The organism is Brevundimonas sp. TWP1-3 (assembly GCF_049896085.1).
Lineage (GTDB): Bacteria > Pseudomonadota > Alphaproteobacteria > Caulobacterales > Caulobacteraceae > Brevundimonas.
In genome coordinates, this window is sequence record NZ_JAFCTP010000001.1 from 1,552,633 (window position 1) to 1,576,652 (window position 24,020).

General features: G+C 66.7%; 20 protein-coding genes. 2 read left to right on the top strand and 18 right to left on the bottom strand.

What is annotated here, in order from left to right; all coding sequences use genetic code 11:
• The first annotated feature begins 93 nt into the window (after positions 1 to 93).
• Positions 94 to 5,964, top strand: a complete 5,871-nt coding sequence (locus tag ACP693_RS07760) for a hypothetical protein (protein WP_426029312.1) — start codon at positions 94 to 96, stop codon at positions 5,962 to 5,964.
• Positions 5,965 to 6,193: 229 nt separating this feature from the next.
• On the opposite strand, the gene ACP693_RS07765 is transcribed toward ACP693_RS07760, so the two are convergent.
• On the bottom strand, positions 6,194 to 7,429 hold the full coding sequence (locus tag ACP693_RS07765) for a hypothetical protein (protein ID WP_426017683.1): 1,236 nt from the start codon (positions 7,427 to 7,429) through the stop codon (positions 6,194 to 6,196).
• 136 nt (positions 7,430 to 7,565) lie between these two features.
• Here ACP693_RS07765 and ACP693_RS07770 point away from each other — a divergent pair, with 136 nt between their 5' ends.
• Positions 7,566 to 8,609 carry a hypothetical protein gene (locus ACP693_RS07770; protein WP_426017681.1) on the top strand — a complete coding sequence of 348 codons (1,044 nt, stop codon included), beginning with the start codon at positions 7,566 to 7,568 and terminating at the stop codon, positions 8,607 to 8,609.
• Positions 8,610 to 8,642: 33 nt separating this feature from the next.
• On the opposite strand, the gene ACP693_RS07775 is transcribed toward ACP693_RS07770, so the two are convergent.
• The 17 genes from ACP693_RS07775 to ACP693_RS07855 all read right to left on the bottom strand — a co-directional run bounded on the left by ACP693_RS07775 (position 8,643) and on the right by ACP693_RS07855 (position 23,976).
• The gene (locus ACP693_RS07775; RefSeq protein WP_426017679.1) at positions 8,643 to 10,544 is read right to left on the bottom strand and encodes a DUF4209 domain-containing protein; all 1,902 of its coding nucleotides are present in this window, start codon (positions 10,542 to 10,544) and stop codon (positions 8,643 to 8,645) included.
• Entirely contained in the window at positions 10,541 to 11,365 is an 825-nt protein-coding gene (locus tag ACP693_RS07780) for a DUF5677 domain-containing protein (protein WP_426017678.1), read from the bottom strand. The genes ACP693_RS07775 and ACP693_RS07780 overlap by 4 nt, the downstream gene beginning before the upstream one ends.
• Before the next feature lie 630 nt (positions 11,366 to 11,995).
• Entirely contained in the window at positions 11,996 to 12,616 is a 621-nt protein-coding gene (locus ACP693_RS07785; protein WP_134581285.1) for an LPD7 domain-containing protein, read from the bottom strand.
• Entirely contained in the window at positions 12,613 to 14,469 is a 1,857-nt protein-coding gene (locus tag ACP693_RS07790; protein ID WP_426017675.1) for a type IV secretory system conjugative DNA transfer family protein, read from the bottom strand. The genes ACP693_RS07785 and ACP693_RS07790 overlap by 4 nt, the downstream gene beginning before the upstream one ends.
• Positions 14,435 to 15,445: a P-type DNA transfer ATPase VirB11 gene (gene virB11, locus ACP693_RS07795; protein WP_244093371.1), complete on the bottom strand. Its 1,011-nt coding sequence runs from the start codon at positions 15,443 to 15,445 to the stop codon at positions 14,435 to 14,437. The genes ACP693_RS07790 and virB11 overlap by 35 nt, the downstream gene beginning before the upstream one ends.
• On the bottom strand, positions 15,442 to 16,599 hold the full coding sequence (virB10, locus tag ACP693_RS07800) for a type IV secretion system protein VirB10 (RefSeq protein WP_208542174.1): 1,158 nt from the start codon (positions 16,597 to 16,599) through the stop codon (positions 15,442 to 15,444). The genes virB11 and virB10 overlap by 4 nt, the downstream gene beginning before the upstream one ends.
• Positions 16,596 to 17,408, bottom strand: a complete 813-nt coding sequence (locus tag ACP693_RS07805) for a TrbG/VirB9 family P-type conjugative transfer protein (RefSeq protein ID WP_244093370.1) — start codon at positions 17,406 to 17,408, stop codon at positions 16,596 to 16,598. Before ACP693_RS07805 ends, virB10 begins: the two co-directional genes overlap by 4 nt.
• A gap of 8 nt (positions 17,409 to 17,416) precedes the next feature.
• Positions 17,417 to 18,100 carry a virB8 family protein gene (locus ACP693_RS07810; protein ID WP_134581282.1) on the bottom strand — a complete coding sequence of 228 codons (684 nt, stop codon included), beginning with the start codon at positions 18,098 to 18,100 and terminating at the stop codon, positions 17,417 to 17,419.
• A complete protein-coding gene (locus ACP693_RS07815) occupies positions 18,097 to 18,324 on the bottom strand; it encodes a hypothetical protein (RefSeq protein WP_134581281.1) in 228 nt (75 codons plus the stop codon). The genes ACP693_RS07810 and ACP693_RS07815 overlap by 4 nt, the downstream gene beginning before the upstream one ends.
• Entirely contained in the window at positions 18,324 to 19,247 is a 924-nt protein-coding gene (locus tag ACP693_RS07820; protein ID WP_134581280.1) for a type IV secretion system protein, read from the bottom strand. Before ACP693_RS07820 ends, ACP693_RS07815 begins: the two co-directional genes overlap by 1 nt.
• 9 nt (positions 19,248 to 19,256) lie before the next feature.
• Complete coding sequence (locus ACP693_RS07825; protein WP_134581279.1) at positions 19,257 to 19,469, bottom strand: hypothetical protein; 213 nt, start codon at positions 19,467 to 19,469, stop codon at positions 19,257 to 19,259.
• Positions 19,466 to 20,170: a type IV secretion system protein gene (locus ACP693_RS07830; RefSeq protein ID WP_134581278.1), complete on the bottom strand. Its 705-nt coding sequence runs from the start codon at positions 20,168 to 20,170 to the stop codon at positions 19,466 to 19,468. Before ACP693_RS07830 ends, ACP693_RS07825 begins: the two co-directional genes overlap by 4 nt.
• Complete coding sequence (locus ACP693_RS07835) at positions 20,167 to 22,542, bottom strand: VirB4 family type IV secretion/conjugal transfer ATPase (RefSeq protein WP_134581277.1); 2,376 nt, start codon at positions 22,540 to 22,542, stop codon at positions 20,167 to 20,169. The genes ACP693_RS07830 and ACP693_RS07835 overlap by 4 nt, the downstream gene beginning before the upstream one ends.
• Entirely contained in the window at positions 22,535 to 22,870 is a 336-nt protein-coding gene (locus ACP693_RS07840) for a type IV secretion system protein VirB3 (protein WP_114816371.1), read from the bottom strand. The genes ACP693_RS07835 and ACP693_RS07840 overlap by 8 nt, the downstream gene beginning before the upstream one ends.
• Positions 22,863 to 23,042: a hypothetical protein gene (locus ACP693_RS07845; RefSeq protein WP_134581276.1), complete on the bottom strand. Its 180-nt coding sequence runs from the start codon at positions 23,040 to 23,042 to the stop codon at positions 22,863 to 22,865. Before ACP693_RS07845 ends, ACP693_RS07840 begins: the two co-directional genes overlap by 8 nt.
• Entirely contained in the window at positions 23,042 to 23,341 is a 300-nt protein-coding gene (locus ACP693_RS07850; protein WP_244093369.1) for a TrbC/VirB2 family protein, read from the bottom strand. The genes ACP693_RS07845 and ACP693_RS07850 overlap by 1 nt, the downstream gene beginning before the upstream one ends.
• Positions 23,338 to 23,976 (bottom strand): lytic transglycosylase domain-containing protein, encoded by a 639-nt coding sequence (locus ACP693_RS07855; protein ID WP_134581275.1) that lies wholly within the window; start codon positions 23,974 to 23,976, stop codon positions 23,338 to 23,340. Before ACP693_RS07855 ends, ACP693_RS07850 begins: the two co-directional genes overlap by 4 nt.
• Positions 23,977 to 24,020 lie beyond the last annotated feature (44 nt).

Below are 24,020 nucleotides of genomic sequence, written 5' to 3' on the forward strand. Positions count from 1 at the left end.
TCAGCGGTCAAACCTGCCCGAGGCGATTCGCCCCGACGACAAAAGCCCGTAACGCCGAGCCTGCGGCGTGCGGACCCGCCGAAATTCGCCGAGATGACGCCGGACGATTTCGAGGAATTCTGCTGCGCGCTGCTCGACAAGGAGCCCGGCGTCACGCGCGCCGATCTCTACCATACCCGGTTCGACGCCCAGTACGGCATAGACGCCTTCGGCGAGACGGCGGCGGGTCTCGTGGTCGTGTCGTGCAAGCGTTGCGGGCAGATCCGCAAGGGCGAGATCGCCAAATGGAGCGACGACTTTCTGAAACACTGGGACAGCCAGTGGAAGGATAAGCCCGTCCTCCGTTTCGTGCTCGCGGTCACGGTTAACACCAACTCCCAGGCTCGACTGAAAGACATCACGGCGGCGACCGCGCGTTTTGCCGAACACGGCGTCGCATTCGAGGTCTGGGCGCCTCGCCAGATCCAGGAACGCCTCCGAGGCCAGCCCGGCGTCGTCTCCCAGTTCCTGGGCGGGCGAGAGTGGGTCGAGCGGCTTTGCGATGCCGACTTTGCGGCTCAGGCGGCGGATGTCACGCGCGAGGATTTGAAGGATCGTCTCGAAGGCCTCGCCCAGGCCTTGTCCGGCGAGACCGAACGCAGCCTCGAAACGGCGACCCGGCGGCTTGAACAGGGCGATGTCGCTGGCGTGGAAACCCTGTTGGCGAGCGTGCGGACAGGACCGGGCTGGGATGCGCTGACGCCGGACCTGAAGGCCCGCACGGTCCGCCTGCAGGGATCCGCGGCGCTGACGCGAGGCGACGTCGGGCGCGCCAAGGTGTTCAGCTCGGAAGCGGATGCGATCGCCCCGGCGTCGGAACCCCGCCTCGTGGCCTTGATCGCCATGAACGAGCACGGGGCGGCAGCTGCTCTGGAGGTTCTGGGGGAGCCGGACAGCCCGCGCGGACGGTCCCTGCGCGCGAGCCTGCTCCTCGTCACGGGCGAGACGACTGCCGCTGAACGCGCCCTCGACAGCATGGACGTCACCGATCCGGAAACGCTCCGGCTGCGCGCCTACCTGGAGCTGCTGCGCGGTGATCGCGCCGCCGGCCTTGCGTTCGCGGAGAAGGCGGGGACGGCTGACCCGGACAATCCCTCGGTGTCTCGCACGCTGGCGATGGCCCTCTACGCCGCGAGCCTGTCGACGTCCGCGCCACCGCAACTGGCCCTCAATCCGAACCCGATCAACTGGAGTCTGGTCAAACAAGACGACCTGTCGACCAGCCGGCTCGACCGGGCGCTGGAGCGCTTCCGCCCGTTGGCGAACGGCGACCCGTTGCGAGCCAGCCGCGATCTGGACGAGGCCTGGGTTCTGGCCTGTCTCGCCAACCTCCCGGCCCGCCGGGAAGAGGCCGCCGATCAGGCGCGCCGGCTGCTGGAGGTCGATCCGCGCGATGTCCAGGTCATCGGCTGGGTTCTCATGCGGGATCTGGACGTCGACCTTTCTTCCAGCCGAACGGCTTTGTCGGCAGCTCTGAAGGATCGAAGCCTGCGTCCCAATGAAGCGATGGCTCTCGACTGGCTCACGGCGCCGGAAGACGATCCGGCTCTGCTCACCGCTGTGATGAGCGCCCTGGCGTCCGGCGACTGGGACGCTGATGCGCAGGCGGAGCTGGAGGCGGTGCGCGCCCGTCTTGAAGGGCGTCCGGTCGGTGACGAGGTCGGTCCGGCCCGCCTTGAAGCCGCGCGGCTTTCAGGCGACTGGGCCGAGGCAGAGGCGGATTTCGAGGCTGCGATGACGGCGGAGGCGCCCGCGTTCACCGTGATCTCTTATGCGTCTGCCCTCAGCGCCTCGGGCCGCTGGTCCGTCCTGGATCGACACAGGATCGCCCTGCTGGCGTTCGGCACGGCCGGCGCGGTCCGCATCGCGGCGACCGCCGCCTATAACTCCGGCGACGCGACGGGCGCCCTGACGATACTAAGCGATCATGCAAGCCTCTTTCCGGGAAGCCGCTTGCCGTTCGGGCTGCGTCGCATTGAAGCCGAGGCCCTCGCCCAACTCGGCGATCATCAGCAAGCCGTGTCTCGGGCAGCCGCGCTCGCCGCCGACAGCCAGACGGTCGCCGACGGGCTCCGAGAGGCGCGGCTCCGCCTCAACCTCGGTGATCTGGACGGAGCGCTTCCTCGCGTCCGCGCGGCGTTGGACGCGGGTGATCTCGATCCGGAGGAGGCCTTGGTCTGGTCGCAGACCTTCGCGGGCGAGCAACTGGATCTTGCGCGCGATCTCTGGCGTCACGCCGTCAGTCGCGAGCTCGACGATCAGACCGCGTTTAAGGCCTACGGATTGAGCTTCAGCCTTGGGCTGGAAGATGAGAAGGGCGACCTTATCGCGGCCGTGGCTCGACTGGCTGAAACAGGCCAGGGCGTCTGGAAGGTCAGTTTGGACGAACTCAAATCAGAGCTGATCCAGCGTCAGGAACGCGCCGCCGAAATCGACGACAAGTGGAAGCGCGCCGAGGCGCCGGTTCATCTGCTCGCCCAGGCTGCCGGGACTAGCCTGGCCGAGATCTTCGACCTGCGGCCTGTGGCCGGGGGACGTCGTCCGGTCTTGTTGCGCGCCGGATCGCGTGGCGAGGCGTTCGTGGACGAAACGCCATTGTCGGGCCGGCACTACTATCTCGACACCAGCGCCCTTCTGATCGCCAACCAGCTAGATCTGCTTCCCATCCTTGAAGGGTTGGGGCCGCGCCTGTGCATCGGCGCGGCCACGCCGCACGCCCTGATGGAGATCGAACAATCGACACGTCATCACCAGCCGGCGCAGGCCAAGGCGCCGAGGCGCGTCGTGGCCGAGATCGGCCGGCGAATAGGAACGACCGCGCCAGTCGGCGCCCAGCGCGTCGTTTTGGACGCTGTAGGTGCGGACGCGGTCGATCTCGCTCAGGTGCTCGCGGGCCTGGAGGCGACTGGAACCGTGTCCGACGAGGACCTGGCCAAATGGCGCGATGCGCTCGACGTCGCGGAGACGCCGCCCGTCTGGCCTCTCGCGGGCGCCAGTCTGGAGTTCACAGAGCGGTCGCTCGAACGGGTCATCGATATCGGAGCGTTCGACGCCGTTACGGCCGTCTATGCCGTGTTCGTTGATGCCTGGTCCTTGCGGGCGGTACGCAACGTGGTCGATGACCTGCAACAGCGGGCGGCGCTGACCTTGTCTGTCGGCCGGCTGCGGCGGCGGCTGGCCCGCAAGGCGGAGACCCACTACCTGTTCGTCGGCGGCGACCGACGAGCGCGGCTGGATCCGAACCAGGACGCCTTTTCCAAGAGCGCAGTGGGACGCGCGCTGGCCGAGGTGATGACCGCCGCCGATGACTCGACGTCCAACCGCCTGTGGCTCGAAGACCGGTTTCTCAGCAGCTTTTCATCGTCCGGCGCAGCCCCGATCGTGGGCGTGTTCGACGTCCTTTCGAGCTTGAAGCAGGAGGGGCGGCTCGATGACGACGAATATTTCAGCCGTCTTCTCAAGCTGCGGGAGGGCCGAGCGCTCTTCCTTCCGCTGGATGTGGCGGAAGTCGAATATCACCTCGCCGCCGCCCCGATCCGCGACGGCGTTGTCGAGGAGCCCCCCGGGCTGGCGGCGGTGCGCCAGAATGTGGGGCTCGCCCTGATCTATGACGACAAGCTCAGGATCGGCGCCGCCGACGAGACCGAGGGACGGCCGCTCGAACTGCCTTTCCTGCTGCAGCTGCGCCGGATTGCGGAAGCCGCCGTGGTCGCGCGCTGGAACTCCCAGATTGATGCCGACACGGCACGGGCGCAATGCGACTGGATCTGGAGATCGCTGCGGGCGGAGACCTTGCCGCGCCATCCTGGGAGCGACGCGTCCGGGTCGGAAACGGTCGCGGCCCTGAATTTCGCGGGTCTGGTGGCCGCCGCTTTCCAGATCAGAGGCGCGTATGGCGATCCGTCATGGCGTCGTCGTGAACTCTACCTGGCGTGGTTGCAGGACACCGTCATCAGAACGCGGTTGGATTTCGATCGTCCGGTCAGGGACCGCGCCGTGGAATGGGCGCGAGATCTGTTCCGGTTGGACAGGATCGATACCGAAGGCCTGGATGAGGAAGGACGCGAGAGCGCCAGACAATTCTCGAGGGTCGTGCTGACCCAACTGCCCGAACCGCTTCGGGATGCGATGGCGGCCGACCCTGGCTTCCTTGAAGGCCTCGGCTTCGAGGAAACGACGGCCATCACATTCGAGGACAAGACCTTCGCCTCCAGTGTGTTCTGGCGCGGCGTTGCTCGTGCGGTCAATGCGGGTGAAGGAGAGGCGGTATTCAGTGACGGATCGGGTCGAGCGACCTTCCGGCTCTCCGCTGAGGATCCGTCTCGTATCGTCGTGTCCGGCGATGTGGAAGCGACCTTGCGTGACAGTGAGTTCGGCCTGCTGAGCGATGATGCCGAGCGCCGAGACGCCAGCGTCGCCGAGTTGTTTAAGGAGTGCGACATCCCGCCTGCCGACCGACCGGAACTGGCCGCCGCTATTTTCGCAGAGGTCGTTCCTGATCGAAGGATCCAGGTGGCGCGCACCGTGAAAGACCGGTCTGTGCGGCTGTATCTCGACAGATTGGCGGCGTCCCTCAAATCACGCGACGACGTCGGCGCCGACGAGTTCGATCCGCCAGCCCTGCGGGACTGGCTCACCTATGTGCGTTGGCGAGAGCCCGACACGCAGATCGAGGCGGCAGCGCGGTCGCTACGACTGGATTTGCCGCCCGGTGCAGCTCTGGCCCGCATCGCCAGTCTTCCCTTCGCCTTGCCGGCCGAGGCCTGGCAGGATGTGGACATCGAGAAGGTTCGAGCCCTTACGCCCTTGGCGCGGATTCACCGTCTTCACGCGATCCGATCCGGATTTGTCCCGGCGGACGCGCACGACCTTGAAGCCGAAGTCTTGGCGACGGCGGAAGCCGTAAGCCGCTTCGGCGATCTCTTCCTTGCCCTCCTGCGATGGGGCGCTGAAGCCTTCGCGCGCCAGAAGGGCTGGGCGACCCTGCCGCCGCTGCAGAAACATGTCGTCTCCTGGTGTTTCGCGGATCGCGTGACGGACCTGCTCGGCACGATCGGCCTCGATCCGGAGGCGGGCGCCGGATTCTTCCAGGGCCAGAGATCCCCGCCCTCCGCCGCGGCGCTGCTCTCTCTCCAGCACGGCTACGACGACTCTTCCTTGCACTCGGTCGCTATGACCAAACCGCTGCTGTTGATGGCCGGATTGGAGTTTGGGTTAGGGGACAAAGCCGCCCAGTTCAGGTTGCCGAAGGACGCCATGGAGACAGTGGCGCTAGTGCTCGACGTCAAACCCGAAGCGGAGGATCGGCGCCCCGCCATCCGTCGCTTCGAGCCCCGGGCTGAGGTTGGCTCCACTTGGATGGACCTGCCGTCGCCGACGAGTATCGAAGGCCATGACCTCGAGAAGATCCTGGATGACGCCGTCACCGCGCTCGAAGCGAACGGGGCCGACCAGAAGGCGTGGGCGTTCATCTTCGCTGTCGGTCTTCCCGCCCTTCCGGACGGTCAGGCGGCGAGGCTTGCGACGATCATCGCAGCGCTGGATCTGACCCAGATCGTTGAGGGGACGGAGGCAATAACGACGCTCAGACATGTCGCTGAGGTCGCGGGCAGGTTGGCGGGTGACGACGCCAGTGATGCGGTTTTGGACAAGCTGATCGACCTGGCCCCAGGATGGTTGGCGAAGGGCGGCGCGTCCGAGTTCGCGAGCCGCCTCGATGGTTTGGTCGAGGCCGGAGCCGCTGCGGCGCGGTCCTATTCAGGGCAGGGCCCGGAGCGGTTCGCCCGCTTCCTCGTTCGCCTGATCGATCTCTGTCCAGAGACTGCGCCGGAGCTTCGAAGCATTCTGAATGACGTGGTAGACCTGACGCCGGTACGAGACGCCGCGCCGTTCTGGCGGGCGCTGAAGGTCGCGCGAGCGACTTAGGTAGTGATGTCGGTTTGCTGCGGTGGCCTTAAGCTCTAGGAGACTAGGCAGCTTGAACGCGGACGTCGACTTCCTGACGGGGGCGCCAATGTCCGCTATTGGCGCTCACGGGCCTAAGTCGGTGTGAATAGGGGGACCTGATTTAGGTATCCCGGCCTTCCCGTCCGTCTCTCCATGCCGCCGTCCTCGGCGATCCTGCTGGCAGTTCATAAGGACCGAGGCTGAACACTCAGGCTGACTGGGGTGCCCCCTCGGGGGGCGGCCCGCTCCAGATCGACCGGGGGAACCGCCCGTGCTCGAGGGCCATGTCGAAGATGTCATGCAGGGCGCCGATGAACCGGTAGGGCGTTCCGACATTTTGCGTCGTCATATGCAGACCCGGATAGTCGATCAGCATCAAAGGGACCTGGATGGCCTCCACCGCGGCGAGGATCGGTTCGCTGTTCTCGAACTGGGTGTCGTCGAACATCTCGCGCACGACGACCAAACCAAGAGGCTGGCGCCCCTCCAGCGACAGCGTTACCGGCCCTGCGTCCGACCTGATGACGACGCCATCGTTGCTGCGGGCGTACAGGAGTGCCCCGCTCAACTGCTTGGTGGCCTTCTCGATCTGGTTCTGGATCGTCTGTCGCTTGCGATCGAGCGTTCGGGCGAGGGACGCCTCTGTGTTCGGACTGTCCTTCGCTTCCACAAACAGCATTTCTTTGGCCGTGACGATCAGGACATCGCACAGCTCCTTTCCCGTGTCGGCGCGGAAAGGGTTCAGGTAGATGACGTCCGCCGGAAAGACGCGGCCGAACATCACGGCGATGTCGCGCTCCTGTGGCGGGCCGGGGTCTTCTCGCACGAGCGCGGCGATGGAAGGTCCGTGAGAAGTGGCATGGAAAGCGGTCGCCGCGGGGCGGGCATCCAGGATCGCCAGATCCTCCGGAGCGAGAAATTCGACAATCCGAAGTTCCAACGCCGCCTTATCGTCCGCAGCGACGCGGATGGAGAAGAGATCGTTGAGACGACCCATGAGCCGCGCAAAGCCATCCTCGTCGTACTCGGGAAACGAAGCGGATCGAACTGCGTTTGCAAACCGGGAAGCGGCTGGGTTGTAGACCCGGACGCTCAGCAGTTCCCGATCATGCTCATCGATGAAGTAGACCTCGAACGTGGATTGAACGAGCAAGGCCGAGACGTCGATCGTGAGGTCGTCGCCGGCAAAGAGCGCCGTCGTCATCGTGAGCGGCTCGTCGTGATCGTCGAAGAAGGCCGTGACCAAACCAAGGTGGCTGGGGGCACCATCGACCTCGGAGATCAGATAGATCCGAAAGCCGCCCTTGAGCCAAGCTGCGAGGATCGCTTCCTTGCTGGTCTTGATGACTAGGAAGACCGTGCCGTCGGGCAGCCTGATCGGCATCAGGCCGTAGCGGAAGCGCTGCGTAGCGGCGAAGAGGTGAGGGTAGCGAACGGATAGCATGGCGGCCCTCTACGAAGCGCTGGCACTATGATGCTGGACGACGGGTGGCGCACGTCGTCCTCGGGACTACTATCGCCGCTCAGATCGGCAGTCTCCGTCGAAGCGGAAACGCCAGCGCGGAGCAAGGGTCGAAATCATGAGCTCTGTTGGACTGGTCCCTAGGTCTCGATTGCAGCAGATTCCCAAGCGGCTCTGGCTCGCTCACGAGTACTGCTACTTTCTTCACGATGAAGGCGGCCGCCTACTCCAACAGTACGAAGAGGAGAGGGCGACGACGGTTGAGATCAACTTCCGAAATCGCACGGACGCCGCAACCTTCGCGAAACTGGCGAAGCAGCAGAACGCGATCGATGCTCTTCGCGCCACCGGGTATCCGGCCGAAGCCCGGAGGGTGGTGCTCAATTCGATCACGATGGCTATGGTGTCGGATGTCCTCCTGCACCTTTTCGAGGCCTTGCGCTGCCTCGAACGTCGCAAGACGGTCGTCGCCCTGAATCTTCTCCGCAAGCCGCTCACCGACAGCCTGATCTATCTGTCATGGATGCTTGGGGATGAAGACGGCTTCTACGCGAAGTTCACCTCAGGCGACCCCGGGGAGCTAACCCATTCGAAGCTTGGAAATCGCCGCCTGGCTATCCTTCGGGACGCCTTGGGGAAGACGGCAGCTGCGGACTTCATGACACCTGAATTTCTTCTACAGGCGCTTTTCGATCCGGGTGCCCCAAGAGGGCTTTACGGTCTGTTCCAACACGCGGTGCATCTGGTGACCGTTCAGCGCGTCGAGATCCAGACGAGATCAGAGAACTTCAACTTCATCTTCAAGAACCCGACCGACGACGACATCTACGAGAGCATCTACGGGCTCCTGCCGGACATCCTGCTGTTCCTGTCTCATGTGATCATGGAGCTCTTCCAGCGTATCGCTCCGTCAGAGCCTGGCGGGCGACGCGCGTTCGAGGTCAGATCGACTTACGGCTTCATGTTTGCCGCCAGGCCGGAAGGGGCGGAAGATTCGCGTGCGAACTTGGCTGAGGCTTTCGCGGACCACCTCAACTGCGGCGGATGCAGCGCGCCGGCAACGCTCACCATGCACAACGCGGCGCGAGCGGTGTTGTCGGAATCCCATCGTTGCACCCGCTGCCGGCGAGTACAGGACCTGCCATTCTCCTGGTTCTTCTGAGCGCTTGGAGAGACAAGCGATCGTGGCGACGAGCTATCCGCTTGGTTCTGGCTCTGCGATACCCAGATCGGGCAGGCCGAGATCTGTCCTGTGATCGTAGAGCGGCATCAAGCAGAGGTGCAGCACCAACCAGCATGCGTAGAAGCCATCCGGCCCGAAAGCATCGCCATCGTGCAGCAGGCCATGTGCGACGCCGTGTCGGATTTGCGGACCGGCAGGGTGGAGGAAGACCTGGTCGACGTTGAACGCCAGCTCCGATCCAAACACGGCTTCGATGTCGGTGCGATGATCACGGAGCAGCGCTGAGAGCGTTTTGTCCTCCTGTGTCTGCGCCGCGTCATCGAAGGTCGTCACTTCGTAGCCGGCCGACTTCAAACAATATCGAAGCCCGGCCTCGACGAGAGGCGTCAGCACATAAAGCGCGGCGCTTGCGTCGCCGCGGAGGAAGTTGCTCAGGCCCCTTGCGAAGGTGTCACGGAGGCCCTCGGGCACAAACGGACTCATCTGCAGGGCAGGGCGCAGGACATCCGGGGCGACGTAGTACGTCCCCGCGATGTAGCGGCGAGCGACATCCAACAGGCCGACGTCGATCTTGCGGCTGAGCGACTGGTGCTGCGCGATCTGCGCCTGAACGCTGCTGTCATCTGCGGCTTCTCCGAAGCCGCCGCCTGCTGCCGTATGCCGGACCTTGACCTCGCGGTCGTGGAAAGACGCCGCGAACATGGCGCTCATCGGATGAGCCTTCATAGACTCGAGCGCCTCCTCCCGCGCCCTATCGGGATTCGGCGAGTTGCGCAGAACCGCGAAGAGGAAGAGAGCGTCATAGAACCCGAGCCCCTCAACACGTGCGGCCAGCTCCGTCCGAAGATCGTCGATGTCCAGCGGATGCGAGACCGTCGTCATCTCCTCACCGATGCCGGCTTGGGCGTCGATCAAGAGGTGGCGTAACTCTCGGCGCCGGTCACGCGCGTCACGAACGCCGGCCAGGGCGCTGATGGCGTCGGCGAGGAAGCCTGACGACAACATTGCCGAGTTGGCCATCTGCTGGGACATGGCGACATAGACATCGGAGAGCCGCCGCTGGCAGTCGTGGGCCTTCTGAGTCTCCGATGCGCGATGGTAGGTGCGAGCCGCGACCTTGAGCGCATCGGCCGCGAGGTAGCCATCGTTCGGGATATCTAGCGTGTCGACGGTCGCTTCGACGTCAGCAGCGAGTATGGCGGGTTCTTTGAGGCCATAGTCGAGCTGGAGGTCGACCAGCGCGATGTGACGGCTAACATCGCATCGGTCGCGGGTAGTCAACCGCGCTGCCTCGATGCTCTTCGCGATCGGCGCACTGTCCGGCGCATGATCGCCGAAAGACCGCGATCGGGCGATCGTCATGCAACGCCGGAGGACGCCGATGCCGAGCCGTCCTCCCTCCTGATCCGTCTGACGTTTAAACGTCGCCGAGCCAGAGGACACGCCGCTCAGAAGGCGAAGGTAGGCGTCGATCGCCAGGTGTCCCATCTCGTGACGACGTCGCTGAAGTATCCATGCGACATCGGCCGCGCGGGACACGATTGCGGGATGCTGGGAGCGGTCTGCGATCGCCGCGACGGCGTCTACGCAGGGCCGGAAGTCCTGCAGGGCCGATGAACGGCGGCCGTCCGCCCAGACCAGGATGGGGCGAAACGGCTCCGTAGGGCTTCTGGCCTCCAGCATCATCGAGGTCAGTCCCCAGACCATTCGGAACACCCGGGCTGACTCCGGGGCGACGCCTTCTTGCTTTGACGCCGCAAGGAAGAGGTCGCTGAGGGAATGCCAGTCCGCCGCCGCGCCAGCGGGAATGAGGTTGTCGATGGCGCAGGCCGCCACATCGCCCGCCGTCGCTTCCGCCCACGGCGGGCAGTCGGGCTGAAGGTCGCCGCCCTCTTCTGGCTCCGACGCGCTCATGATCGACCCTGTGCCGATGCGGACGAGAGCAGCGACTTGTAGGTGTCGAAATGGTCGCCGAGTTGATCCCCAACACCGAGGACGGGGCAGGCCATATTGAGCGTCACGGCCCCGACCAGGAGGAAGCAACACGCCATGGTGACGGTGTCTTCGATCTCGTCCGCCCCGCAGACGGGCCCCCAGAGAATCTCGGCTCGCAAGCCGCCCTGTCCATCGTCCACGTAGCGATTCAGCGCCTCCAGCAACGGATGAGCGGCGTCGGACGACAGTTGTCGGAACAGAACGTAGAGCCCGTCCAACCCGCCATTCCGCGCCATTTCTTCGGTCGCAAATGAGCCGGTCGGCTCAGCTTCTTGCTTCAGGCGGTCAACGAAGGACTTCAGTTCCGACTGAGCGCCGGGCTCGATCTTGATCGTCAGTTGCGGCTGGTTGAGCAGCCAGTTGGCGCCCTTGGACTTCGAGCCCATCTCGTTCGCGACAACTCGGTCGATGAACCCGTCTTCCATGCTCACGGCGGCGGCCAACGCAAACACTGTTTCCAGACAGGTGCGCGCCAGCGTGCGGGCTTCGACGACGGCTCCGCGCTCCGCCATGAGGATCGCCCCTTGGAAGTTCGAAAGCGCCCGAACGAACAAGAGTTGGGCGATATTCGTCGCGTTGAGGCCGTCGCCGTCGACTGGCGCTTCTGATGTCAGCAGGAGGTGCTGAGCCGTTCGGTTGAGGGCGCCTGCAAGGCGAAACGCCGCCTCGCATTTCTGCCGATGCTCCCGAATGAACCGAATGATGTCGGGAGACAGAAAGCCTTCCTCTTGGATGGACATCCCGCGGTTCCTTTTCCGTGGTCGTGCTTGGTGACTAGCCCTCACGTGGCGTCCAAGTCGCTCCGATTATTGGATGCGTTTGCTGCGCAGGGAAGCGAGAACCGTTGTCGCGGACGACGTAGCTGCAGGGGTTTGATTTAGGGGCCCCACCTGTCTCGGTTCTCTCTCTCTCGCCCGCCGCCGCGTTGGCGGCGTCCAAGGTGAGACCATGCCCAACCCGAGTAGTGTAACGACCCAGGTGAAACGCCCGAGAGGCCGACCGCCAATCCCCGTTGTCGAGTACCCTAGCCCTCTTTGGGAAACCGAAGCTCACCCCTTGGATTTTCACGGCGCACAGGACATGCAGATGCGCCGACACGGCGAGCCCGCCCATCGCCTCCATCGTGCGGTAAAGGCGGCCGGGGGGCTGACCGACAGGAAGACTATCTCTGACTGGCGTCGTGGGAGCGAACCGCGTGGGCTAAGTCAGCCAAGTCAATCTTAGCGCGTGTTCGCTCCTTACAGATTGACAGTTGGTCCGAGTGTCGGGTTTTCGGCAGCATGCCAATGTCTTCTCTTGGCGCTCTTCAGACTGCGGTGGGCTGCACACCGCGACGAAACTCACGTGAGGGCGTCAGGGGCGAGGCGTCATCATGAACGTCGGTCGCGTGGGCCGTCGCGATCTCGCGTGCGGGCGGTGTCAGGCTGGTTATGCAGACGTTGGACGGCGCGCTCCATCAGCCGCGTCCGGGCCGCCGGGTCTTCGATCAACCGTTTGACCACGACCGAGGCTGCGCGAAGTCGGTCCTCCACGGCTCGCTCGTCGAGGTGTCGGCTTGACGGAGATCGGGCGAGGGACGGCTCGCCGGCCGCCTGACGATCCCGATCGCGCGGCTGGTAACCCCTGACCTCGACGCCGAGAGATCGTGCCTGGATCCACGCCTCGCGACGAAACCCTTCGTCACCGGAGACCCGCACTTTGGTCCAGCCCCGGTGCTGCGCGATCTTCAGCATGTCGGCGACGGCGTCAGGATAGGACTGCGTCGTCGTCAGTTTGCGGCCCTCGTCCCGAAACATCGGTTCGGCGGCGCGGTGATCCCGGTAGAAGCGGGCCGGGCGACCCTGGCGGTCGCGTTCGATCAGATAGCGATCCAAGATGGCCTGAGGCGCGTCACCCCGGGTACGGGATCGGGCGTCGCCCCCTTTGGCGGGTGTCGGCGCCACCGTGTTTTCGGCGGACTGTTCTGGCGCTTTGGCAGGGCGTGGGCTCATCGGTCGTCGTCCCGATCAGGAGCAGGCACGATGGCGTCGATGATCTGGTCCAGCCAATCGGCGACTTCGTTCTCGCTGGCGCCGATCTCGGGCGGGGGGCATCCCTGTTCGGTGAAGGCCTGAACCACGGACTCGTAGCTCATATCAGTCTCCTCTAGCGCTGGGGCTGGTGTGACGGGGGTGGCGGAGGCGAGCTCGGGCGCGACGGGCCGTCTCGGCGGGATCGGCGCCGGCCGTTGCCGGCGAGTGAACACCCGTTCTCGGAAGAACCGGATCTTCTCGCCGCGCGCCGGCGGCATCCCGGCCTTGAGCACGATCAGGCTTCGTTCAGGGAGTTGCATCAGCTCCTGGGGCATCATCAGCGCCCGGCGTTGATCGGATGTCGTCGTGCTGCGCCGGCCGGACCCGAGGCCCATGGGGCGGCTGCGACTGCGGGCCTGATAGGTGTAGTAGCCGAGCCGTTCGCTCAGCTCCTGGGCCACCTTCAGCTCCTTCGGCGCGAAGACGACCTCGATCCCGCAATTGGTCAGGATGTCCTCGGTCACGTCGGGGCCGTAGAGGGCCCGGAGCTGCGACGGGCTCTGGATCACCGGCAGGAGTCGAAAGCCGTAGCCGGCGAGGTAGGAGAAGGCGGCGGCGAGCACGGGCGCGCGACCGAGCCGGGCGAACTCGTCCAGCAGGACCAGCACGGGGCGATCGTCAGGGCCGGAAAGCCGGCGGCTGTTCAGGTCGACGAGTTGCTGGAAGAGCAGGCTGTAGAGCGGCGCCACCCGCAGCATGTTGTCGGGCGAGGCGCCCAGATAGAGCGACAGGCGGCCCTGGCGCAGGTCACGCAGGTCAAAGTCGCTGGCGGCCGTCGCCGCGTCTACGGCGGGGTTGAGCCACAATCCCATTCGACTGGTGATCGTCTGGCGGATGGACGCGAAGGTGTTCTCGCTGGAACTGCAGAAGTCCGACAGGGCCGAGGCGCATCCGGTGGACAGCGGCGCTCCTGCCAGCGCCCGCGCCTTGATCAGGCCGGGGAACCGTTCCCTCGCATCGCCCTGGGTGAGTTGCCGGAAGATCTCGCCGAGCGAGAAGGGGAGATCAGGCGTTTCCGCAACATACCCCCCGACCCCGATAAAGCCGGTCCGGGCGGCTTCCGACCAGAAGGGATCGGCATGATCGTGACCGGGGAAGAGCATGACGGCCATGCGCTGGAGCTCGTCCAGGACAGCGGAAGCCGACGATCGCGTGATGTGCGCCAGCGGGTTGAAGCGCGCGGTTCTGCCGTCCGGGGCGAGGGGATCGAACAGCAGCACCGTCTGCCCGGCGGCGGCTCGAAAACCCGCCGTCGCTTCGTAGTTCTCGCGCTTGATGTCGAGGACCACGACCGAGCCCGGCCAGGTCAGGAGATTGGGAATGACGATCCCGACTCCCTTGCCGGTGCGTGTCGGGGCGTAGAGCATCACATGCTCCGAGCCGCCGGCGATCAGCCATGAGCGACCTCGCCGACCGAGCAGGATGCCTTCGCGCGCCGCCAACCCGGCCCCCTTCAGATCGCGCGTAGCGGCCCAGTGCGCCGCGCCATGAAGCGGACGGCGAATGCTTAGCGCAACCGCCGCGACGATGACGACGGCGAGGAGAATGTTGATCAGACCGCCGATCCGAAGCCAGCGCTGAAGGTCGGGGTCGGCGCGATAGTACCATAGCCAGGCTGGAACACGGGCGGGATCGATGTCCGGCGACAGGCGCCCGACACCGGCCAGGGCGATCATCGCGGTGGAGGTTCCGGCCAGAACCAGCAGGAGCATGACACCGATGACGACGAGCGTCGTCCTAGCGGCCGGGCTGGCGTTTTCGAACCGGGTCATGCCAGACCTCCGTCACGCGGAACCGGCCATCGGTCTTGCGCATCTGGACCACGATATCGACGAGCAGGTGCAGCAGGGCCCGAATGTCTTCCCGCGGCAGATCGCGCCCCCCGTCGGACTCGCGGACCAGCAGCGTCAGTTGCTCGAAGGCCAGAGAGGCGCTGTCGGCGTGGACAGTGGTGATGGAGCCCGGATGGCCGGAGTTGACGTTGCGAAGATAGAAGAAGGCCGTGCCGTCGCGCAGTTCCTGCAGCAGGATCCGGTCGGGCCGCATCCTGAGGGCGCTTTCGAGCAGGGATTTGGCGGTGACCTGCGCGAGGCCCTGGCCTTCCTTGGAATAGGTCAGGTGGACGACGTTGCGGTGAGGCACGACGAGTTCGCGCGTGTCTTCGATCGTCAGCAGGCGCTCATGGTCGGGGATAGCCTCCACCAGACCCTTGGCGAAGGTGGTCTTGCCCGAGCCGGTGGCGCCGGAGACGAGGATGTTGCGCCGTGAGACCACGGCCAGTTTGAAGAAGGCCGGCCAGTCTCCCGATCTTTTCAGGGCGAGGAGTTCGGCGTCGACCGGATCGGCGGACGCGTCATCCGCCGCGACGACAGCATCGAACAATCCCCCGGTCGCAAAGGCGTCGAGGCCGAACTGCCGGCGCGAGGGCTTGCGGATCGTGAGGGACACCGTGCCGGCCGGGGCCGCAGGCGGAAGAACGATCTGGCATCGTTCGTCGCCGGGCAGGGTCGTCGAGCAGATCGGCCGGGCGTCACTGACATCCTGTTTGGTGAAGGCGGCGGCGGCGACGGCAAGCGTCCTAAGCCAGGTCTCGGTGAGCAGCGGCTCTTCATGCCAGCACCAGCCGCCGCCCTGTTCGATCCCGACCTCGCCGGGGCGATTGATCACCAGTTCGGTCACGTCGTCTGGCGCGAGCAGGGGTCGCAGCGGCGCGAGGTAGTGTTCCAGGACGGCGGTGTCGTCCATCATCTTGCGCTCAGCCGATAGACGCCGGCGAAATTCAGGTCCTGGGCGACGAAAATGGAGACCTCGGCGCCCTGGGGTTTGCGCAGGGTCGCGGGGATGTCGACCGAGTTCTGCAACGCGACGCCGGCCGCGTCCGAAGGCACCCGCGCGGTCTGGCGCACCGCGTCGTCACGTCCGACGGCGGCGTAGAGACCGTCGTCCACCAGCGACAGCAGGAGGGCGCCGCCGAACCGGTCCCAGAAATGGGTGTCCACGCGGCCGTCGAAGCCTGCGCGCCCGAGGGCGTCGGCGGCCGGAGACGCCAGGCCCACAGTGACGCCCGCAGGCGTGACGGCGCGGGTCCACAGGACGAAGAGCCGGTTGCGGCCCTGCTGCAGACCGCCCTGGTATTCGCCGAGCACCCGGGTGCCGCGCTCCATCAGCACCACGGTTCCGCTCTCCGAGTAGACGTGTCGCGGGAGGATGCAGCTGACGAATCCCGGGGTCGCGCTGTCCATCGCCGTCTGGAGGATGCAGGGGATGGAGGCTCCCGCCGTCAGCAAGAGGTTGCGATCCCCCAGCTGGCCGGCGCGCGCCTCACCGATCGGCGAGGTCTGGCGCAAGCCGTCGAGCGGGGTGACGCGGGCCTGCATCGGCGCAGGGATCCCGGCCGCAAGAGCCGCAGCGGAAAGGACGCCCGTCGGTGCGACGCCGGAGCCTTGACGGCTATAGGCGAGGACCGGGGACCGCCTCGCTTCGTCGGTCAGGGTCTGGCGCCGTTCGGCTGCCGAGGGGCCGTTCGATGCAGGGGAGGGCGAGGTCTCGAGCGCCGGCACCTGTTCGTCCGACGACGTCAGGACCGGTGCGTCGGGATCGAAAGACTGGTCCGTCAGCAGGGGCGGCTCGGTATCACGGCGTGCCGGTTCGAACGGAACGACCTGCCGGGCCGGTTCGTCTGCCGCCGCCTTCTGGTCATCCCCCTCGCCACGATCCCATGTGGCGAAGAGGAAGACAGCGCAGCCGAGGCCCAGGGCGGTCAGGGTGACGACCTTGGACCCGCGACCGCCGAAACGGCCGCCGATGGGCGATATGCCCCTGTCGGTCGTTGGCGGCAGATCCTGGCCTTCGGAACGAGCTTCCGCTGCGGCGGCGTCCTTCGGTTCGGGCGAGGCGGTCATGGTTGGGCTCCTTGCGTCACGCTTCGATCCACGATCGGCGAGGCCGTGCCGGTACCGGTGGCGACACCGCGCGGGTCGTAGGCTTCGTTGAAGATGCACAGCACCGAAGCGCCGCGGCGCAGCCGCAGGCCCGGAACGACCGCGTGGATGACCACGAACTCGCCGCGTACATCGAAGGGGACCAGGCTTTCCTCGCCGTCGGCGGACACAGCGAAGATCGAAGGAAGGGGCTGGTTCGCCGGGAACCTCAGCACGGTGAAGCGGCCGTTGTCGGTGACCTCGCTGGGCTGCAAGTCCGACGCGCCCTGGACACTATAGGCGAGGTTGCGGGGGCCTGAGAGGGCCGCCTGGTCGAGCGTCAGATCGATCACGCGCTCTTCGATCGCCTCGGCGGCGGCGTCGAGCGACGCCACGGTCGCGGCCTGGAGGTCGGCCGGGTAGCGGAACCGGATCTGGTAGGCGATGGAGGATTGATCGCGGGCGTCTCGCGCCGCAAGTTCGAACGCATAGTGACGCGTCGCGCCTCCGCGTTCGGTGACCACGAGCAGATTGGTCGCCTGCAGGCGTTCGCGGGGTTTGAGGAAGAGGACGGAACCCTCGGCCGCGACCTCCCAACTGACGCTGTCACCGATCGCGACATGGCGGATGGCTTCGTCCGGACCGAACACGATCTGGGTGGCGGTACGGAAGGCCCCGGCGATGCGGTAAACGGCGCCCGGGGCGTAGTCGACCTCCACCATCCGGGCGTCGCGCTCTTCGGCCCAGGCCGGCCCCGACGTCAGCGCAAGGCCGGCGGCCAGGGCGATCAACAGGGTTCTCATCGGACCACCTCCGGATCGGCGCGGTACGAGGTCACCTGGAATCCGAGCGGATTGCGCAGGCGATCCGGCTCCGACATCGGCGCGCGCGTATAGGTGAAGGCGATGGTGGCGATCCAATCGCTCTCCACGATCTGCTGGGCCTGACGCACCGTGCGGTGGAAGCGCACATTGGCGACGCCTTCATTGATGAAGCCAATGGCGCGGATGGCGATCACGGCCTCGGCCTCAGGTCCGTAGAGATTCTGCGGACTGGCTGGGTTGGAGCCGCGATAGAGGTCGGCCCAGCGGCGTTGCTCCGTTGCGCCCGACAGGATCGAGACCAGGGCGAAGCTTTCCTCGGCGGCGGGGTCGAGATAGCCCTCCCGGGCCCGGACGTACTGGCCGAGGAAGTATTTGCTGACGGCCTCGGCATAGGTGGCCGGGCCTTCGGCCGAAGAGAGACCCCGCACCACATCGACCGCGCCGGTGGTCTGGTCGACCCGCACGACGAAGGGTTCGGTGGTCTTGAGCGGGGTCAGCACCGCCACCGCCGCGACGGCGACGACGGTCAGGCCGGCGGCCACGGCCGCCACGGTCCAGGCCAGCCGGCGCGATCGTATGGCGGCGCTGAGCCGGTCCTGATCCCATCGCCGCGCTTCGGCGAAATAGGCTTTCAGATCGGGGGAGGGGACGCCGGTCATGTGCAGCCTCCCGCGCCAGGATCGATGGACGAAGCCGCGTCGGCTGCGGGCGCGGGCGTGTGCGACGCCGCCGGCGAGAGGATCGAACCGTAGGGATTGGCGGGTCGACGATGGCGGCCGTCGCAGACCGGCGGATCGGCGGTCCGGAAGGTGGCGCAGGCGGACACGGCCTGGACCGCCAGGGTGATCGATACGACGCGGGACAATGTTCGAAGAAAGGGCATCAGCGGGCTCCTGTGGGACGGATGGATCCGCCGCCGCGCGGCGGTTGACGGCTGGCCTCGAGAGGACCCCGCGCGACGGCGCTGGGGCTGGATCCCAGGGAGGCGGCGTTGGCGAAGTCGGCGAGCCCGGCGCTGGCGCCGCCGGCGATGCCGGCCGCGATCGCGGGTGTCTGCAGGAAGAAGATCGCGCCGAGCAGGCAGAGGGCGATGAAGATCAGGCCGCCGACCATCGGGTCGCCGCCCTCGATCGCGCCCCACTGATCCCGGACCAGCGACAGGACGAGCTGGAAGATGGTGATGATCAGGGCGAACAGGACCAGGTAGTTCACTGCCTGGGACAGCCAGCCGAAGAAGAAGCGCCGCGTCGCGTCGAACAGGGCGCAGGCGATGAATATGGGGCCCAGCGTGACCAGAAGGGCCAGCGCCAGTTTGGCGACAAGAACAACGCCGAAACCGAGCGCGCAGGCCAGGGCGCCGACGATGAAGACGACCGCGGCGACGATCCAGGGCGACGGGTCGAAGGCCGATCCTTCGCTGCCGATCTTCTCTCCGAGATAGCCGGCGTAGGCGAGGAACTGGTCGAAGGCCGCGCCGACGTTCGGCGTCTCCGCACCGCTGATGGCCCGCGTCAGAAGGTTCGGCAGGTCGCGGAACAGCGGCTCGGTGACGAAGTCCGAATAGGCCGGGGTGGTGGCCAGCACATAGATGAACAGCAGCTTGATCGCGCGGATCGCGAAATCCATGACCGGTTCGCTGATCGCGCCCCGGAAGATCGCGAAGCCATAGAGGACGATGTAGAGGACCAGGGCGATGCGCAGCGGGCCTTCGACCTCGGCGATCACCGCGCCCAGCCGGTCCCCGAGGAAGGCGCTCAGCCGTTCGTCGAGGAAGACATAGGCCGGCTCAAAGACCCGAAACGACATGGCGACCTCCTAGAAACCCTGCCGGTAGGCGGCCATGCGGTCGGCCCGCCGGACCTCGGCGAGCCGCGCCTGGGCGGCGTCACAGCCGTGCCGGCGGGCGCCGCGTTCGCAGTCCACGACGGCCGCCTCGAGCGCGGCGCGATCCGGGCGCGGCTCAGCCCTCGGAGATTCCGGCTCGCCGCAACCCGCCAGCAGGCCGAGCAGGACCAGGGCGGCTTTCACTGAAAAGCCTGACGGTAGGCGTCCATGCGGGCCGACCGTTCCGCGGCGATCCGCTCCCGCGCCCGCTGTTCCTCGAGACGGGCTTCGGCGGCCTGGGTCAGGGCCAGGCCCTGCAGCCGGACCTGTTCGTTTTGGATCAGGGCCTGTTCCGCCGCGAGCCGGGCGTTCAGGTCCATCACGGCCCGCGCGTTCGGCGCGGTGTCGAGCGCGCGACGCAGCGTCTCCAGGCCTTCGAGACGATCGGTCGCCGACCGGTCGACGGCCTCGCCGATCGCCAGATCACGGGCGGTCCGCGCGCCTGACCGCTCCAGGGCGTCGGCGGCGGTGGACGGCGCAGCTGGCGTATAGACGCGGGTCTCGCGGCGGATCGCGTCGGCCCTCTCGGCCAGTTCGCCGAGCGCCGACAGGTCCCCGTCGGCGGCCGACCGCAGGGTGGCCATGTCGGGCAGGGGATTGCGGATATCGGGGAGGCCCAGCCGTGCAGCGATAGCGTTGACGTTGGACAGGTCGTTGAGGCTGGCGAAGAGTTCCTCGCCCTGCTGGACCTGGGCCTTCAGGCTGTCGAGCTGTTCGATGGCAGTGCGCGCATCCTTGACCATCTGGGCGAAGGACGTCGGGTCATAGACAACCTGTTGGGCGTGGGCCGGAACAGCGGTCATCGCGGCCAGGGCGACGGCGATCGAAAGGATGGAGCGTCTCATGTCAGTCTCCTCTGGGAATGGAAGGGGCCCCGCCAGTCGGCGTAGTCGTCCCCGGTCTCGGCTCTCAGCCGGTCGAGAAGGGCGACGGTTTCGGATCGTCCGGACAGGACGGCCAGCGCGTCATCCAGCCCCTTGAGGTCAAGCTCCACGACCACGCTGTCGTGACCCTGTTTGACCAGGAAGCGATGAGACTCCGGCGTCAGCTCGTCCCGGATCAGTCGGAACTCCTCCTCGCTCAGGCCGAAGCCTTCGACATAGTCGCGGGCCTGGCCGTGGGCGTTCGGCAGGAAAATCTTGGTCGCGCACTGTTCGAGGATGGTGTGGGCGATCGGTGAGCGCAGCGCGTCGGCCGGGGACTGGGTGCCGAACACCATCAGGGCGTTCTGCTTGCGCCAGGTCTTCAGGCCGTCCTGGGCCAGGTCGGTGAAGGCGGCGTCGCCCAGCACCTTCCAGAACTCGTCGATGTCGAGGACGAGCCTGCGCCCATCCACCCGCTGGGCGATCCGGTGAAAGAGGTAGAGCATCATCGGCGTGCGGACCTCGGGGTGGTCCAGCACATCGGTCATGTCGAAACCGGCGAAGCGGGCGTCGAGCGACAGGGCGTCGTCCTCGCCGTCCAGAGCCCAGCCAAGCGGCCCGCCCCGGACCCAGCGTTCCAGCCGCGCCCCCACGCCGCCCACGTCCGATTGACCGAGCAAGCTGCGCAGGGCCGAAAGCGAGCGTCGCTCGCGCGGGAGGGCCTCAAGCGCGGCGACCGCTTCGTCGATGGCGCGCGCTTCCGGGACCGACAGGGTCTCGTTCGGTCGGGCGACCAGGGTCCGCACCAGTCGGCTGAGGAAGGCGCGATTGGCGGGTGACGGCTCCAATGCCTTGAAGGGCGCGAACCCTGTGGGCACGCCGTTGCGCAGGGCCAGATAGGTGCCGCCGCAGGCCCGAACGAAGATCTCGGCGCCCCGGTCCTTGTCGATGAACAGCTGCTGGGCGTCGAACCGCTCCAGCTGCGCCAGCATGAAGTTCTGGACGACCGTCTTGCCCGACCCGGAGGGGCCGCAGATGAAGGTGTGGCCGAGATCGCCGACGTGGAAGTTGAAGTAGAAAGGGGATCCGGCTGTCGTGCGCAGCGTCGCCACAGCCGGTCCCCAGTGATTGCCGTGAGGCTTTCCGACGGGATAGGCGTGGAAAGGCGCGAGGGCGGCGAAGTTGCGTGAAGTGATCGCGGCCGGACGCGTGCGCCGCGCGAAGCCGCCGGGGAACTGGGACCAGAAGGCGGCCTCGAGGCCGAGGTCCTCACGGGCGACGACCAGGCCGGAGTCGGCCAGATACGCCCGCGCCTTCGAAAGGTGGTCGGCCAGGGCGGCGGGCGTGTCGCCGTAGACCAGGACGGACGCCTGGTGTTCGCCGAGCACGAACCGGTTGCTGACCAGATCGTCCAGCGCGTCCGAAAGGCCGTCGATCTGGGAAGCGGCGCGGTCACGCGCGGAGACCATCTGGTTCTGCTTGCGCTCCATCACCGATCGCCCGGCCGCCTTGGACAGGAAGGCGAAGGACTGGGTCATGACGAACCCGAAAGGCGCGCTCAGCAGCGCGTTCCACAGTCCGGGCCGGGTCGAGGGCGGATATTCCTTGATGGCGAGGACGCCCGCGTAACGGCCTGCGTCGACGTCCCGAAGCTCCAGGCTTTCGCGTCCGAAGATGACGCGCACCGTATGAACCGCGGATCCGAGATGGCCGTAAACGATGGGGACGCGTCCTGGCCGCCCGGTAAGGACGAGCCGAACCAGCTCCATCGGTTCGGAGCACCAGATGTCTCCGTGTTGGTACAGGCCAAGGCGGCGCGGCGCATAGCGGCCGAGATACTGCTCAAGATCGCGCGCGGCGTCCTCGAGCCGCTTGATCAGTTCGGGGGCGACCTCCGTGTCCTGACGGCGGGCGGTCTGCAGGCGACGCATGAGCGCCGCAGCGCGATCGCCGGCATCACGGCCGGGATGGAGCACCAGGGTGACAAAGAGTTCGTTGACGAACAGCCGCCGGCCTCCGAGCCGCGCTTCGTAGGCCTGACTCAGATCGCGTGCGAAGTCGGAGCGGAACCCGCCCATGACCTCGGGCTGGACCTCGCGCCGAACGATGTGGTGCCAGACCGCCAACCGGTCGTCGGCGAGGTTGCGCCAGGTCTGGTTGAGCTTGACGTGCCAGTCGTTCAGATCGCGCGGGTCGGCGGTCTCGAACGCCGCGCCCTGAAGCTGGAAGGCGATCATCAGCGCCCCGCTATCGAGCGTGACGATGTGGTCCGAGGCGTGGCGTGCATAGGGCAGGCCGGCCAGGGCGTCGCCCTCCCTGCGCAGACGCGACGGCGATAGACGGAGCTCACCCACGGAGCAGCTCCCTTGCGCTGTAACGCCGGACAAGGGGGAGGGGTGTCGCCGAGCTGCCGCCCCACAGGGCGCCGTTGCGGGACCGGCCCTTGGTGTCGACGAAGACCAGCAGAAGCCGGAAGGCGTTGTGGTCCACCTTGCAGATCGCCCGAAAGACCAGATGCAGGGCCGGCGCGATCAGCAGATAGAGCAGGCTGCCCCCGACGAGAAAGGCCAGGCCGGAGATCATGACGTTGACGCCCATGGCCTCCATCGGCACGCCCAGGATCATCGCCGGCCGGGTGCAGGCCAGGAAGAGGGGCTCTTCGATCAGTCGTTCCTCAGCCATGGTCCGCCCCGCTCAGGACCAGGGCGGCTTTCGCCACGGCGAGACCGACCAGACCGCCGCCCAGAGCCTGGGCGAAGCGTGCCGGCGAGATCAGCCGGACCCCGAGCATCAGCGTCAGCGCAAGGCCGCCGGCGATCCCTGCGACGATCAGACAGGCGTCGGCCCGGGCCATCAGGCGCCGCCCGTGATCAGGCCGACGATCTCGGCGGCGCCGAAGACCACCACGATGCCGAGAATGACGATGGCGGCGCGCCGCAGATCGAACAGGCCGAACATCCACAGGATGCCGACGATGACGACCGCCAGGATGGCCAACAGCCTGGCCGTGTTGCCGGTCAGCATGTCGACCACGTTCTGCAGCAGGCCCTCGACATTGGCCGAGGCGAAGGCGGGCTGCACCGACATCAGGGTTGTCGCCAGGGCGATCGCTCCGACCGCGCATTGGCGGCGTCGAATGGGGGACAGGGTCACGGGTTGACGCTCCAGGTTTGGGTCTGTGAGGCGGGGGCGAAGAGGACGATCGCGCTGGCGGTGGCGCGCGCGAACACGTCCCAGGCGGCGGGTGGCGCGACGGGGTCTGGCGCCACCTGATCGGGGAGTGAGCCTGATGCGGCTTCGGATAGCGGCGGCGCGGAGACGGCCAGGCCCAGGCGCGCCGCGGACGCTTCCACGCGCGCGACATAGCCGTTGCGAAAGCCGCGATCGGGATGACCGGTGTTGTATCGGGACAGGGCCACGCGCAGGGCCTGCTGACGGTCAAAGGCCGTCGATGCGGGATCGAAGCCGGCGCGCAGCACGGTCCCTGCGGCGGTCAGGTTGCGGCAGGGGTCGAAGGCGTCCTCTACACTCAGACGCAGCCATCCGAGATTGCTGGAGTTGATCTGGGCGAGACCGAGATCGATGTTGGCGCCCGAGGCGATCAGGCGGCGCGCGACCCGCCCCGCTTCCTCGCGGGTCCTGGGCTGGCGCACGGCGGCGCCGCGATTGACGCCGATCGCCAGGGGATTGAAGCGGCTTTCCGTATGGGCGATCGCGGCCAGGGTCTGCGGCGAGACGCCGGGCGCGCACTGGGCGGAAAGGGCGAGGACGAGTGCGAGATCGAGCAAGGCAGGGCTCCGTTAAGAGCCGTCAGCAGACCCCATCGGCAGCG

Bases quoted from the DNA above. Each gene is read 5' to 3' on its own strand.
- ACP693_RS07760 (WP_426029312.1), top strand. From the start codon at position 94: ATGACGCCGGACGATTTCGAGGAATTCTGCTGCGCGCTGCTCGACAAG.
- ACP693_RS07765 (WP_426017683.1), bottom strand. From the start codon at position 7,429: ATGCTATCCGTTCGCTACCCTCACCTCTTCGCCGCTACGCAGCGCTTC.
- ACP693_RS07770 (WP_426017681.1), top strand. From the start codon at position 7,566: ATGAGCTCTGTTGGACTGGTCCCTAGGTCTCGATTGCAGCAGATTCCC.
- ACP693_RS07775 (WP_426017679.1), bottom strand. From the start codon at position 10,544: ATGAGCGCGTCGGAGCCAGAAGAGGGCGGCGACCTTCAGCCCGACTGC.
- ACP693_RS07780 (WP_426017678.1), bottom strand. From the start codon at position 11,365: ATGTCCATCCAAGAGGAAGGCTTTCTGTCTCCCGACATCATTCGGTTC.
- ACP693_RS07785 (WP_134581285.1), bottom strand. From the start codon at position 12,616: ATGAGCCCACGCCCTGCCAAAGCGCCAGAACAGTCCGCCGAAAACACG.
- ACP693_RS07790 (WP_426017675.1), bottom strand. From the start codon at position 14,469: ATGACCCGGTTCGAAAACGCCAGCCCGGCCGCTAGGACGACGCTCGTC.
- virB11 (WP_244093371.1), bottom strand. From the start codon at position 15,445: ATGATGGACGACACCGCCGTCCTGGAACACTACCTCGCGCCGCTGCGA.
- virB10 (WP_208542174.1), bottom strand. From the start codon at position 16,599: ATGACCGCCTCGCCCGAACCGAAGGACGCCGCCGCAGCGGAAGCTCGT.
- ACP693_RS07810 (WP_134581282.1), bottom strand. From the start codon at position 18,100: ATGACCGGCGTCCCCTCCCCCGATCTGAAAGCCTATTTCGCCGAAGCG.
- ACP693_RS07815 (WP_134581281.1), bottom strand. From the start codon at position 18,324: ATGCCCTTTCTTCGAACATTGTCCCGCGTCGTATCGATCACCCTGGCG.
- ACP693_RS07820 (WP_134581280.1), bottom strand. From the start codon at position 19,247: ATGTCGTTTCGGGTCTTTGAGCCGGCCTATGTCTTCCTCGACGAACGG.
- ACP693_RS07830 (WP_134581278.1), bottom strand. From the start codon at position 20,170: ATGAGACGCTCCATCCTTTCGATCGCCGTCGCCCTGGCCGCGATGACC.
- ACP693_RS07840 (WP_114816371.1), bottom strand. From the start codon at position 22,870: ATGGCTGAGGAACGACTGATCGAAGAGCCCCTCTTCCTGGCCTGCACC.
- ACP693_RS07845 (WP_134581276.1), bottom strand. From the start codon at position 23,042: ATGGCCCGGGCCGACGCCTGTCTGATCGTCGCAGGGATCGCCGGCGGC.